Source organism: Antiquaquibacter metalliresistens (assembly GCF_029211225.1).
GTDB classification, from domain to species: domain Bacteria; phylum Actinomycetota; class Actinomycetes; order Actinomycetales; family Microbacteriaceae; genus Rhodoglobus; species Rhodoglobus metalliresistens.
The window spans coordinates 469,102-481,113 of the sequence record NZ_JARGEM010000002.1 but is presented as its reverse complement, the minus strand read 5'-3'; the positions used below and the strand labels follow the sequence as shown (position 1 = coordinate 481,113).

Below are 12,012 nucleotides of genomic sequence, written 5' to 3'. Positions count from 1 at the left end.
TGACCAATGGTGTTCGGCGGTCGAAAGGCAGATGTGGACCTGACATTCTCCGAGGCGGACGAGGCCTTTCGCGCTGAAGTGCGCGACTGGCTCGAGAGCAACCTCGTCGGCGAGTTCGCCGAGCTGCGCGGTCGCGGCGGTTCGGGACGCGAGCACGAGGCCTTCGACGAGCGGCTCGCGTGGAACCGGCACCTCGCCGCCAACGGCTGGAGCTGCGTCGGCTGGCCGACCGAGTACGGCGGGCGCGGGCTCGACCTGCTGCAGCAGGTGATCTTCCACGAGGAATACGCACGCGCCGATGCGCCGGCCCGGGTCAATCACCTCGGCGAAGAGCTGCTCGGACCGACCCTGATCGCCCTCGGCACACCCGAGCAACGGGCGCGGTTCCTGCCGAAGATCGTCGCCGTCGAGGAACTCTGGTGTCAGGGCTACTCCGAGCCGAACGCGGGCTCCGACCTCGCCGCGGTCGCCACGCGAGCGCGCCTCGACGGCGACCACTGGGTCATCGACGGGCAGAAGGTGTGGACCTCGCTCGCCCACCACGCCGACTGGTGCTTCGTGATCGCGCGCACCGGCGAGGGTTCCCGCCGGCACGACGGCCTGTCGTATCTGCTCGTGCCGATGCACCAGCCCGGCGTCGAGGTGCGACCGATCCTGCAGCTCACCGGAACCTCCGAGTTCAACGAGGTCTTCTTCGACGCGGCGACGACGGATGCCGACCTCGTCGTCGGGCAACCCGGCGGCGGCTGGGCGGTCGCCATGGCCACCCTCGGCTTCGAGCGCGGCGTGTCCACCCTCGGCCAGCAGCTCGGATTCCAGCGCGAGCTCGACCGGATCGTCGCCCTCGCGAGGCGCACGGGTGCGATCGACGACGCCGGCATCCACGACCGCATCGTGCGGGCGCAGATGGGGCTTGAGGTGATCCGGTTGCACGGCATGCGCACGCTCAGCGGCGAGCAGGGCCCGGAGATGTCGATCGCGAAACTGCTGTGGGCGCCCTGGCATCGCGAACTCGGCGAGCTCGCGATGGCGGTCGCCGGCGCCGCGGCGCTCACCGTGGATGCCCCGTACGAGCTCGACGACCTGCAGACCCTGTTCCTGTTCAGCCGCTCGGACACCATCTACGGCGGCTCGGACGAGATCCAGAGAAACGTCATCGCCGAGCGCGTGCTCGGCCTTCCGAAGGAGCCACGCCCATGACCCGCAGCGAACAGCCGACCCCCGAGTATGTCGCGCCGCACGGACTGCTGAACGGTCGTCACGTGGTGGTGACCGCGGCAGCGGGCGCGGGCATCGGTTCCGCGGTCGCGCGCCGCTGTCTCGAGGAGGGCGCCGCGCTCGTCACGATCGGTGACACGCACGCCGCCCGACTCGAGGCCGCCGCTGCGGAGCTTGCGAGCGAGTTCGGCGCCGAGCGCGTGCGGCACGCAGTCTGCAATGTGACCGTGGATGCGGACATCGTGGCCCTGCTCGATGTCGCGCAGGCCGAGGGCCGCCCCATCGACGTGATGATCAACAACGCGGGCCTCGGCGGCACCGCCTCCATCCTCGAGATGACCGACGACCAGTGGTCGCTCGTGCTCGACGTGACGCTCACCGGCACCTTCCGCTGCATCCGCGAGGCGGGGCGGCGCATGGTCGCCGACGGTACGAAGGGCGTCATCGTCAACAACGCCTCCGTCATCGGCTGGCGTGCCCAGGAGGGGCAGGCGCACTACGCCGCGGCGAAGGCCGGGGTCATGGCGCTGACGCGGTCGGCCGCGATGGACCTGGCCGAGCACGGCATCCGTGTGAACGCGGTCTCGCCGAGCCTTGCGATGCATCCCTTCCTCGCGAAGGTCACGACCCCGGAACTGCTCGAGCAGCTCAAGGCGAAGGAGGCCTTCGGCCGCGCCGCGGAACCGTGGGAGATCGCCAACGTCATGGTGTTCCTGGCGAGCGACTACTCCTCGTACATGACCGGCGAGGTCGTCGCCGTGTCGAGTCAACACGCCTGAGCCGAACCAGCCCGCTCGCGCGGCACCATCGAAGGAGACACAGATGAACGAGGCCTACATCATCGAGGCCGTGCGCACGCCGGTCGGCAAGCGCGGGGGCTCGCTCGCGGGCGTGCACTCCGCCGATCTGGGAGCGCACGCGATCGCGGCGCTCGTGGAGCGCAGCGGCATCGATCCGGCGGCTGTTGACGACGTCATCCTCGGGTGCACCGACACCATCGGATCGCAGTCGGGCGATATCGCGCGCACCGCGTGGCTCGTGGCGGGATTCCCCGACCACGTGCCGGGGGTCACGATCGACCGGCAGTGCGGTTCGAGCCAGCAGTCCGTGCACTTCGCCGCGCAAGGGGTGATGAGCGGCACGGCCGACCTCATCGTTGCGGGCGGCGTGCAGAACATGTCCGCCATCCCGATCTCCTCGGCGATGACGCTCGGCGAGCAGTTCGGGTTCACGACGCCCTTCGCCGAATCACCGGGGTGGGTTGCTCGGTACGGCACGCAGGAGGTCTCGCAGTTCCGGTCGGCCGAGATGATCGCCGAGAAGTGGGACATCAGCCGCGGCGAGATGGAGGAGTTCGCGCTCGAGAGTCATCGGCGCGCGCTCGCAGCCACCGACGAGGGGCGTTTCGCGCGCGAGATCGCCCCGATCGCCGGTCTCACCGCCGACGAGGGTCCCCGCCGCGACACGTCGCTCGAGAAGATGGCGGGGCTGCAGCCGCTGATCGAGGGCGGGCGCATCACGGCGGCCGTCGCATCCCAGATCAGCGACGCTGCGAGCGCCATGCTCATCGCCTCCGAACGCGCCGTCGAACGGCACGGGTTGCGGCCGCGGGCCCGCATCCACCACATCTCGGTGCGCGCCGACGACCCGGTCTGGATGCTGACCGGGCCGATCCGGGCCACGCAGTACGCGCTCGAGAAGGCGGGCATGACCGTCGATGACATCGATCTGTTCGAGTCGAACGAGGCCTTCGCCTCGGTCGTGATCGCGTGGTCGCGCGAGCTCGGCGTCGATCGCGAGAAGCTCAACGTCAACGGCGGCGGCATCGCGCTGGGGCACCCGATCGGGGCGACCGGCACTCGCATCATGACGACGCTGCTGCACGAACTCGAGCGTCGTGAGGCGCGATTCGGTCTGCAGGTGATGTGCGAGGGCGGCGGTCAGGCCAACGTGACCATCATCGAGCGGCTGTAGCGCCCGCCGTCGCCGCTCAGCCGACGACGGTGCGCGCCGCGCTCGTGAGCCGTTCGGCCGCCTGGCGCACCACCCGGTCGACGAGCTGCTCGCACGAGGGCAGGTCGTCGATCACGCCGACGACCTGCCCCGCGGCGAGCATGCCCGCGTCGGTGTCGCCGTCGACGAGCCCGGCCTTGAGCAGCATGGGGGTGTTGGCGGCGAGCATCATCTGGGCCCAGCTGCGACCGGAACTGCGCTTCATCGACAGGGCATCGGCCGCGAGCTCGCGCCACGACAGTCCGGACATGCGCTTGAAGCGGTAGGAGCGCCGCAGCGTCGGCAGCACCTGGCGCAGCGCGCTGTGCCGCTCGAGGTCGTTGACGAAGTCGGTGCGCAGCAACCGGTGCGGCATGCCGTCCGCCTTGGTGGTGACGACCGTGCCGTCGAGACCGAACGTCAGGTACTGCCGCTTGATCTCCTCCGGCACGGCGCTGTCGCTCGTGAGCAAGAACCGGGTGCCCATGCCGATGCCGGCGGCACCCCAGGCGATCGCGGCCGCGAGACCCCGACCGTCGTAGAACCCGCCCGCCGCGATGACGGGGATGTCGACGGCGTCGATCACCGAGGGCACGAGCAGCGTGGTCGGCACCGCACCCGTGTGGCCGCCGCCTTCTCCGCCCTGGACGAGCACGGCATCCGCACCCCACGACGCGACCTTCTCCGCGTGCCGCACGGCACCGATCGAGGGGATCACGACGACCCCGTGATCCTTGAGCCGCTCGATGAGTTCGCGCTTGGGCGCCAGCGCGAACGAGGCGACCTTCACGCCGTGCGTGATGAGCAGCTGGGCGCGTTCGAGCGCGTCGCCGGCATCGGCGCGCAGGTTGACGCCGAAGGGCTTGTCGGTGCGGCGCTTCACCTCGAGGATCGCCCGCTCCAGTTCTTCGATCGTCATCGTCGCGGAGGCGAGGATGCCGAGCGCTCCCGCCTCCGCGGTGGCGGTGACCAGTCGCGCGCCGGCCACCCAGCCCATGCCGGTCTGCACGATCGGGTGTGCCACCCCGGTCAGCTCGGTGAGTCGCGTCGAGATCAGCTGGGGTGTGCTCATGGTTGCGGTACCTCTCGTTCGCGAACGCCGCGAGGATCGAGCACCTCGCGGATCAACCGCAGCTCCTCGGCGTCGGGAGTGCGGGTCACCGGCACGTCGGCCGGTGCATGCAGTTCGAATCCGGTCGCCGCACGGACGTCGTCGAGCGACACCCCCGGATGCAGCGAGAGCACGGCCATCGTGCCGCCCGGACCCGAGTAGTCGAACACACCGAGATCCGTGACCACGCGGTGCAGCCGGTGGTACCGGGATGCCGCGGCCCCCGCCTCGACCGCGCGGTCGGTGCCGAGCCCCGTGACGAAATCCACCCGCGGCACGAAGACGCGCGGGGAGTGACGCGCGATCCAGTAGCTCGTCGGGTGATTGACCGTGTTGGTCGCGGCAGCACGGGTGCCGAGCAGTTGCCGCGTCGGGCGATCGTGCGGCCCGATCGCGGAGAAGTTGTGGTTGCCGTGCCGATCCAGCTGGGCTCCGCCCATGAGCACGTGGCGCCGACCGCGCATGATCAGGTCGAACAGCGCCCGGTACGGCAGCGATCCCTCGCTCGCCTCGCTGGGACGGTCCACGGCAGGGGTGTCGGCCATGATCGCGGCCTCGCCGTCGGTGAGCATGAGCTGCGGGGCGTGCGTCAGTCGCGCCAGCCGCACCCCGATCGTCGCGACCGTGCCTGTCGCGCTGGCGAGCACCTCGCCGGCGTCGCGGAACACGTCGCCGCACGCCGCAGCGGCGATCTCGGCCCGGGTCGCGGTCATGCCGCGCCCCCCGCATGGAACGCGGAGACGGCCCGGTGGTAGCCGGACTCGTCGACGAGCAGGAACGCATCGCGGAACCGCTCCCACGCTTCGGGGTCGGCTGCGGCCGCGACGTAGGCGCGTTGCATCGCCTCGTCGCGCGCGGCGACCGCCGGCGCGTCGGTGAAGTGCGCACCGGCCGGCGCCTCGACGACGGCGTGGACCATCGTGCGGTCGAGGCTGCCGCCCGGGGCGAACGCGGGAAGCTCGGCCGTCGGCACCACGCGCTCGGTGCTGAGGATCACGTGCTCGGCGGCGAGCGCGAAGAGGTCGTCGAAATGTCCGTCGGGTGCGAGGATTCGGGCGCTGCCGCGATCGTCCGCGACGTCGACGTGGATGAGGGCGACGTCGAGCGGTACGGCGGGCATCGCGACGAACTCCTCGCGATCGGGGTAGGGGGAGACGATCGTGAGGATCTGCGGGTTGCTGCGCACGGCATCCGAACCGAGGCCCGAACGCGTCAGCTCGAAGGGCAGCCGGTGGGCCGCCGCCCGCAGCCCCGCGACGAGCATCGCCTCATCGAGTTCGACGAACCCGATCTCGCCGTGCTCGCGCGCTCGCGCGAAGTGCGGGTCGATCGCGATCGAGTCGAGCGAGACGAAGCCGGCCGTCACCTCGCGCACCTGTCCGGTCGCGCACAGGAGGCCGACATCCGGACCGCCGAAGCTCACGATGCGCAGGTCGCGCGCCCCCGAACGGATGAGCGCGCGCACGAGCGACATCGGCTTGCGTCGCGAGCCCCAGCCGCCGATGCCGACCGTCATGCCGTCGGAGATCGTGCCGACCGCATCGTCGAGGTCGCGCAGCTTGCCGTTCACGTCGTGAGGTTGCCGCCGGTCGCCACGAACTCGTCCCGGTGGTCGTCGGCGACACCGGCGAGGTTGAGCTCGTAGGTGAAGCCCTGCTCGAAGCGGTAGCTCGCGTTGACGTCGATCGGGTCGATGCCGTTGAGCGCCTCCTTCACGGCGCGCACCACGCGTGGGTCCTTCGCCGCGATCTCGTCGGCGAGCGCGATGGCCACCTCGTCGAGCCGGTCGCGCGTGGTCACCTCGAGCACGCTGCCGAGCTCGTGGAGGCGCTGCGCCGTGATGGTGCGGCCCGTGTAGTACATCGGACGCATGAGGTGCGAGGGCACGAGCCGCGAGAGGTGGGTCGCCGCGCCGAGCGCACCGCGGTCCACTTCGGGCAGCCCGAAGTAGGCGTCGTCGGAGGCGATGATCGCGTCGGAGTTGCCGACGAGGCCGACGCCCCCGCCGAGGCAGAAGCCGTTCACCGCGGAGACGACCGGCACCGGGCACTCGTAGATCGCCTTGAACGCCTCGTAGCAGCCCTTGTTGGCGCCGAGGAGGGCTTCGAAGCCCTTGGTGGCCTGCATCTCCTTGATGTCGACACCCGCATTGAAACCACGGCCCTCGGCGCGCAGCACGATGACGCGGGTCTCCCCGTCCGTCCCGGCCTGCTTCATCGCGTCCGCGATGCCGTGCCAACCGGCCACCGGCAGGGCGTTGACGGGCGGATAATCCATCGTGACGATCCGCACACCCTTGTGATGCATCGTCGAATTGATTGCCATGGGACCCCTGACCTAACGTTTGCTTGATAGCCTAGCATTTGCTTGGTAGCGGGATACAACGGAGATTCGAGCCGTCGTGCATCCCGCTGAGCGCTCGACGAGGAGACTGGACGCGATGACGGGAATCTGTGAAGGACGGGTGGCGATCGTCACCGGCGCGGGCCGCGGGCTGGGGCGAGAGCACGCGCTCGAACTGGCACGGCAGGGCGCGAAGGTCGTGGTGAACGATCTGGGCACCTCGCTCGACGGCGAGGGCCGATCGGTGGGACCGGCGCAAGAGGTCGTGGACCTGATCGTGGCCGAGGGAGGCGAGGCGATCGCCAACGGCGCCGACATCGCCGACTTCCAGCAGGCATCCGAGATGGTGCAGCTGGCGATCGACACCTTCGGCAGGCTCGACGTCCTGGTCAACAACGCGGGCTTCGTGCGCGACCGCATGCTCTTCAACCAGAGCGAGGAGGAGTGGGATGCCGTGATCCGCGTGCACCTCAAGGGCCACTTCGCGACGATGCGGCATGCCGCCGCGTACTGGCGCGCCGAGTCAAAGGCGGGGCGCCAGCCCGTGGGCCGGGTCATCAACACGTCCTCGGGCGCCGGGCTGCAGGGCTCGGTCGGCCAGGCCGCCTACTCGGCGGCGAAGGCGGGCATCGCGGCGCTGACCATCGTGGCCGCACAGGAGTTGCGCAACTACGGCGTGACCGTCAACGCGCTCGCGCCCTCGGCGCGCACCCGCATGACCGAGGGCCCGTTCGCGGATGCCATGGCGGCCCCGGCCGACGGCTTCGACCGCATGGACCCGGCCAACGTCTCGCCGGTGGTCGCGTGGCTGGCCAGTGCGGACGCCGCCGACGTCAGCGGGCGCGTCATCGAGGTGGAGGGCGGCCGCATCTGCATCGAGGAGGGCTGGCGGCACGGTCCCGCCGAGGACGTCGGGCGTCGCTGGGATGCCGCCGAGCTCGGTCCCGTGATCCGCTCGCTCATCGCCCAGGCGGCGGTGCCCGAGCCGGTGTACGGCTCGTGAGCGGCGCGGGCGACTGGGCCGGGCGCGCACTCGGCGAACGCACCGTCGCGTATTCGAGTCGCGACGCCATCCTCTACGCCCTCGCGATCGGCGCACCGGCGACCGCGCTCGATCTCGTCTTCGAAGACCGATTGCGCGTGCTGCCCTCCTTCGGCCTCACGCTCGCCCAATGGGCACCGGACGTGCTCGCCGAGGCGGGAGCCTTCGACGCGCGAGCCGTGCACGGCGCGCAGACCCTTGAGGTGTTCGCGCCGCTACCGCGCGAGGGCGAGATCCGTCTTGCCGCTCGTGTGGGTGACGTCTGGGACAAGGGCGCGGCCGCGGTGTTCGAGGTGATCGTGGAGAGCGACCACTTCGCGGCCACCTGGACGCTCTTCGCTCCCGGGTTCGGCGGGTTCGGTGGCGAGCGCGGGCCGGGCCGCGCCCACGCACCCGCGACGGCGCCGACCGACGAACGCACCATCGCGACGGCGCCGAATCAAGCGGCGCTCTACCGCCTGCTGGGCGATCGCCACCACATCCACATCGACCCCGAGGCCGCCGCCCGCATCGGGCAGCCGAGGCCCATCCTGCACGGACTGTGCACGCTCGCGGCCTCGACGCTCGCGCTCGCGGATGTCGTCGGAGCGCATCCCGCCGACCTCGCCTCGCTCGCGGGTCGCTTCAGCGGTCCGGTGCTGCCCGGGGACGAACTGCTCGTTCGCTCGTGGGACGACGGCGCGTTCGACGTGCTGGTCTCCGGCACGACGGTCATCTCCGACGGTTCGGTGCGCTTCGCATGAGCACCCGCGTGCTCGTCGTCGGCGGCACCGGCATGATCGGCGCGCACGTCGCGACTCTCCTCGCCGAACGCGGCGACGAGGTCACGGTCTCGTCGCGTGCAGAACCGCGTGCCACCTCTCCGGTGCGGGGGATGCCCCACCTCGCCGGTGACTACGCCGCCGGCACGTTCACCCGCGAGCAGCTCGAGCCCTTCGACGCCGTCGTCTTCACCGCGGGCACCGATACCCGCCATGTCTCCGCCGAGGACGAGTCCGAGGCGCACTGGGCCGCCGCGCAGAGCGACGCCGTGCCCGCGTTCGCCGCCCTCGCGCGGGATGCCGGGGTGGCCCGGTTCGTTCAGATCGGAAGCTGCTACCACCAGGCGATGCCCGAACTCGCGGCGGTGCATCCCTACGTGCGCGCCCGCCAGCTCGCCGACGAGCGCACGCGCGCCCTCTCGTCGTCGGCGTTCGCCGCGGTCACCCTCAACCCGCCGCCGATCGTCGGGAGCATCCCGGGGCCGGTGCTGCGCCGCTACGAGCGGATGGTGGACTGGGTGCGCGGCGCGACGGATGCCCCGCCGCTGACCGCCCCACCCGGCGGCACGAACTACCTCTCCGCTCGCTCCCTCGCGCAGGCCGTGGCCGGTGCGCTGGATCGCGGCGTCGCGGGCACCGCATACCTCGTCGGGGACGAGAATCTCAGCTATCGCGAGTTCTTCCAGCTGTTCGCCGACGAGTCCGAGTCCGGCGCGACGATTCGGGAGCGGGATGAGGAGCATCCCTTCCTGATGGACCGCTACATCACGCAGGGCCGCGGCCGGGTGCTCGCCTACGAGCCGGATCCGGCCGAGAGCGCGCTGCTCGGCTACGACCGCGGCGATGTCCGGCGGGCCGTGCGCCAGATCGTCGACGAGGTCGATCGGGCACGAGGCTGACCGCCGCGGGCATGTCCGACCGCGGGCGACGGTCCGCATTCGCGGTGTGCGTCATCGGCTCCGCGGTGACGCTCATCGAGATCTCGAAGATCAACGTCGCGGTTCCGGCGATCGAGGGGAGCCTCGGTGGCGGTCCGACGGGCATCCAGCTCATCGTCGTCGGCTACCTCGTGACCTTCGCGCTCGTGCTCGTGCCGGCCGGGCGGCGCGGCGACATGCGTTCGCGGCGCAGCCTGTTCATCGCCGGCCTCGTGCTCTTCGGTGTCGCGGCCGTCGGGTGCGCCCTCGCGGCGACGGCGGAGATGCTCATCGCGTTCCGCCTGCTGCAGGGCGTCTCGGCCGGCATCGTCGTGCCGCAGACGCTCGGCATCATCCAGCAGCTGTTCCGGGGAGCGGAACGCGGTCGCGCGCTCGGCGTCTTCGGGGCGGTGCTCAGCATCGCACTCGCGCTCGGGCCGACGATCGGCGGCGTGCTCATCGCGCTCGGCGGGCCGGAGTTCGGCTGGCGTCTGCTGTTCGTGATGACCCTGCCGATCGTGGTGGCGATCGTGCCGATCGCCGTTCGGGTGCTCCCGAGGCACCAGCCGGAGTCGAGCCTCCCGCGCGACCTCGATCCGCTCGGCGTCGCGCTGCTCGCGGTGGCGACGGTCGCGCTGCTGGCCCCGTTCGTGCTCACGACGGGATTGCCCGGCGATGATCCGGCGCGTTGGCTCGCGCTGCCCATCGCGGCGGCCGCGACGGCCGCGTTCGTGTGGTGGGAGCGGCGCTACCGCGCCCTCGGCCGTGGGCCGCTCGTCGACCTCACGCTCTTCGGGATCGCCGGATATCGCAACGGCATCCTGCTCGGCTCGGCGTTCTACGCCGCGATGCCCGGAGCCCTGCTCGTGACCGCGCTCGTGCTGCAGCAGGGCTGGGGCGTCTCGGCGGCGGCGGCGGGCGCCGCGACCGTGCCGTTCGCGCTCGCGTCGGCGGTGTCATCCTGGGTGCTCGGCAAGTACACCCACCGATTCGGTCGCGGCATCGTCGTCGCGGGAGTGGTGACGACCGCCGTCGGCCTCGCGGGCGCCGTCGCCGTGACGTTTCTGGTGCCGGAGGCGATCGTGCCGTGGGTCGTGGCCGGGGTATTGACGGTCGGCGGCGCGGGTGGCGGCGCGGTGGTCGCTGCCAACCAGACCCTCACGCTCGACGACGTGGAACCGATGCGCGGTGGCGTCGCGGCCTCGGTCGGCCAGGTCGGACAGCGTATCGGCACCGCGGTCGGCACGACGATCGTCACCGCGGTGTTCTACGCCTCGGTGATGCCGGTCGCGCACGGGGACGCGGTGTCGGCGTATCGCGATGCCTACCGCAACGGCGCCGCGGTCTCGCTCGGACTGCTCGCAGTCGCGGCCGTCGTCGCCGTGGTCGATCAGCGCAGAGCCGCCCGCGGCTCCGTCTGAACGCACCGACCGTGCCGTCGAACCGGATCGGTTTCTACAATCGATGACGTGAGTACTACGGAAGAGACCGAGATCGAGCCGGAGATGTCGGCTCGTGCCGAACTGCGCCGCATCGACGCGGTCGCTCCATGGTGGTTCGCGTTCGCGCTGCTCGCGACCGCGATCGCCACGGGAGCGCTGGTGCTGAGCGGATGGCGGCCAGCCCAGTTGCCACCACCGGCTGCGGCGACGTGGTGGTCGAGTGCGCTGGTCACCGGCCTCGGGCTCATCGCCATCGGCTACGCGGGTTGTCCGATCTACTGGGGGAACGTGCAGACCGCGTACCGGCAGAAGTCGTTCGCCATCCGCGCGGGGCTCGTCCTGTTACTGGTCGGCGTGTTCGTCGGCTTCATCGCGGTGTTCGCGAACTGACTCAGCGGGGCACCTCGACGCGCTGCAGCGTCGCGGACTTCGGCTCGCGGTGGTCGCCCGACGATCGCCCGGTGAGACGGCGACCGATCCAGGGCAGCACGTACTCGCGCCAGTAGGCGGCGGTGCGCGGTCGGGTTTCGGTGGGGATGGCGTCGGCCGCGACATCCGGGATCGCGACTCCCAACGCCGCGAGCACGTTGCCCGCGACGCGCCGATGGCCGGCCGGCCCCAGGTGCAGGCGGTCGAGCGACCAGTACTCGAGCTTGGTGAGTTCGTCGTCGGCCCAGTTGTCGACGAAGGTGACCCGGCCGAGTGGCAGGTGGGCGCGCACCGCCTCGGCGAGTCGATCGCCGCGCTTCTCGATCGAGGCGCCGAGCGGGATGTGCCGCGTCGGGTTGGCGCCGCTGGCCAGCAGCACGTGGATGCCGGCCGTGGTCGCCCGCTCCACCGCGGCGATGAGCTGGTCGGCGACGCGGGAGATCGAGACGCGCGGTCTCATGATGTCGTTGCCGCCGCCGTTGATGCTCAGGAGCGCCGGCGAGAGCGCGATCGCCGCGTCGAGCTGGTCGGTCGCGATCGGCGCGAGCAGTCTGCCCCGAATCGCCAGGTTCGCGTAGCCGACCGGCTCGGGCGACGCGAGCGCGAGGCCGAGGGCGACCAGGTCGGCCCAGCCGCGGGTGCCGCCATCCGGCGACTCGTCACCGACGCCCTCGGTGAAGCTGTCGCCGATCGCCACGTAGCTCGAGAAGCTGTGCTGCATGCACCGAGTCCATCACAGACCTGCTTGACTACGGGT

At 71.1% G+C, this 12,012-nt stretch carries 13 protein-coding genes; 8 read left to right on the top strand and 5 right to left on the bottom strand.

The features are described 5' to 3' along the window. Positions 1-33 precede the first annotated feature (33 nt). Genes PYV02_RS05230 through PYV02_RS05220 form a run of 3 tightly spaced genes read left to right on the top strand, consistent with a single transcriptional unit; the run spans position 34 to position 3,192 of the window. Positions 34-1,200 carry an acyl-CoA dehydrogenase family protein gene (locus PYV02_RS05230; RefSeq protein ID WP_275756877.1) on the top strand — a complete coding sequence of 389 codons (1,167 nt, stop codon included), beginning with the start codon at positions 34-36 and terminating at the stop codon, positions 1,198-1,200. Further along, positions 1,197-1,997, top strand: coding sequence for an SDR family oxidoreductase (locus tag PYV02_RS05225; RefSeq protein WP_275756875.1), 801 nt, complete (start codon positions 1,197-1,199; stop codon positions 1,995-1,997). Before PYV02_RS05230 ends, PYV02_RS05225 begins: the two co-directional genes overlap by 4 nt. 43 nt (positions 1,998-2,040) lie before the next feature. Then, positions 2,041-3,192 carry an acetyl-CoA C-acetyltransferase gene (locus tag PYV02_RS05220; RefSeq protein WP_275756873.1) on the top strand — a complete coding sequence of 384 codons (1,152 nt, stop codon included), beginning with the start codon at positions 2,041-2,043 and terminating at the stop codon, positions 3,190-3,192. Between the two features lie 16 nt (positions 3,193-3,208). Here PYV02_RS05220 and PYV02_RS05215 read toward each other — a convergent pair whose 3' ends face one another. The 4 genes from PYV02_RS05215 to PYV02_RS05200 are packed head-to-tail and all read right to left on the bottom strand — an operon-like array spanning position 3,209 to position 6,646. After that, positions 3,209-4,282, bottom strand: coding sequence for an NAD(P)H-dependent flavin oxidoreductase (locus PYV02_RS05215; RefSeq protein ID WP_275756871.1), 1,074 nt, complete (start codon positions 4,280-4,282; stop codon positions 3,209-3,211). Beyond that, a complete protein-coding gene (locus PYV02_RS05210) occupies positions 4,279-5,034 on the bottom strand; it encodes a CoA-transferase subunit beta (protein ID WP_275756869.1) in 756 nt (251 codons plus the stop codon). The genes PYV02_RS05215 and PYV02_RS05210 overlap by 4 nt, the downstream gene beginning before the upstream one ends. Then, positions 5,031-5,891 carry a CoA transferase subunit A gene (locus PYV02_RS05205; RefSeq protein WP_275756867.1) on the bottom strand — a complete coding sequence of 287 codons (861 nt, stop codon included), beginning with the start codon at positions 5,889-5,891 and terminating at the stop codon, positions 5,031-5,033. The genes PYV02_RS05210 and PYV02_RS05205 overlap by 4 nt, the downstream gene beginning before the upstream one ends. Further along, the gene (locus PYV02_RS05200; protein WP_275756865.1) at positions 5,888-6,646 is read right to left on the bottom strand and encodes an enoyl-CoA hydratase family protein; all 759 of its coding nucleotides are present in this window, start codon (positions 6,644-6,646) and stop codon (positions 5,888-5,890) included. Before PYV02_RS05200 ends, PYV02_RS05205 begins: the two co-directional genes overlap by 4 nt. 115 nt (positions 6,647-6,761) lie before the next feature. On the opposite strand from PYV02_RS05200, the gene PYV02_RS05195 reads away from it, so the two are divergent. Genes PYV02_RS05195 through PYV02_RS05175 form a run of 5 tightly spaced genes read left to right on the top strand, consistent with a single transcriptional unit; the run spans position 6,762 to position 11,216 of the window. Beyond that, complete coding sequence (locus tag PYV02_RS05195) at positions 6,762-7,667, top strand: SDR family oxidoreductase (protein ID WP_275756863.1); 906 nt, start codon at positions 6,762-6,764, stop codon at positions 7,665-7,667. Then, positions 7,664-8,449 (top strand): MaoC/PaaZ C-terminal domain-containing protein, encoded by a 786-nt coding sequence (locus tag PYV02_RS05190; protein WP_275756861.1) that lies wholly within the window; start codon positions 7,664-7,666, stop codon positions 8,447-8,449. Before PYV02_RS05195 ends, PYV02_RS05190 begins: the two co-directional genes overlap by 4 nt. Beyond that, positions 8,446-9,366, top strand: a complete 921-nt coding sequence (locus PYV02_RS05185) for an NAD-dependent epimerase/dehydratase family protein (RefSeq protein WP_275756859.1) — start codon at positions 8,446-8,448, stop codon at positions 9,364-9,366. The genes PYV02_RS05190 and PYV02_RS05185 overlap by 4 nt, the downstream gene beginning before the upstream one ends. Positions 9,367-9,377: 11 nt before the next feature. Then, positions 9,378-10,805: an MFS transporter gene (locus PYV02_RS05180; protein ID WP_275756858.1), complete on the top strand. Its 1,428-nt coding sequence runs from the start codon at positions 9,378-9,380 to the stop codon at positions 10,803-10,805. A gap of 48 nt (positions 10,806-10,853) precedes the next feature. Then, positions 10,854-11,216 (top strand): hypothetical protein, encoded by a 363-nt coding sequence (locus PYV02_RS05175; RefSeq protein WP_275756856.1) that lies wholly within the window; start codon positions 10,854-10,856, stop codon positions 11,214-11,216. 1 nt (position 11,217) lies between these two features. Here the strand turns inward: PYV02_RS05175 and PYV02_RS05170 are convergent, their stop codons facing one another. Continuing rightward, positions 11,218-11,976, bottom strand: coding sequence for an SGNH/GDSL hydrolase family protein (locus PYV02_RS05170; protein ID WP_275756855.1), 759 nt, complete (start codon positions 11,974-11,976; stop codon positions 11,218-11,220). Between the last annotated feature and the right edge of the window lie 36 nt (positions 11,977-12,012).

Coding starts and splice junctions, on each gene's coding strand:
- PYV02_RS05215 (WP_275756871.1), bottom strand. CDS start 4,282: ATGAGCACACCCCAGCTGATCTCGACGCGACTCACCGAGCTGACCGGG.
- PYV02_RS05185 (WP_275756859.1), top strand. CDS start 8,446: ATGAGCACCCGCGTGCTCGTCGTCGGCGGCACCGGCATGATCGGCGCG.
- PYV02_RS05180 (WP_275756858.1), top strand. CDS start 9,378: ATGTCCGACCGCGGGCGACGGTCCGCATTCGCGGTGTGCGTCATCGGC.
- PYV02_RS05220 (WP_275756873.1), top strand. CDS start 2,041: ATGAACGAGGCCTACATCATCGAGGCCGTGCGCACGCCGGTCGGCAAG.
- PYV02_RS05200 (WP_275756865.1), bottom strand. CDS start 6,646: ATGGCAATCAATTCGACGATGCATCACAAGGGTGTGCGGATCGTCACG.
- PYV02_RS05170 (WP_275756855.1), bottom strand. CDS start 11,976: ATGCAGCACAGCTTCTCGAGCTACGTGGCGATCGGCGACAGCTTCACC.
- PYV02_RS05210 (WP_275756869.1), bottom strand. CDS start 5,034: ATGACCGCGACCCGGGCCGAGATCGCCGCTGCGGCGTGCGGCGACGTG.
- PYV02_RS05225 (WP_275756875.1), top strand. CDS start 1,197: ATGACCCGCAGCGAACAGCCGACCCCCGAGTATGTCGCGCCGCACGGA.
- PYV02_RS05195 (WP_275756863.1), top strand. CDS start 6,762: ATGACGGGAATCTGTGAAGGACGGGTGGCGATCGTCACCGGCGCGGGC.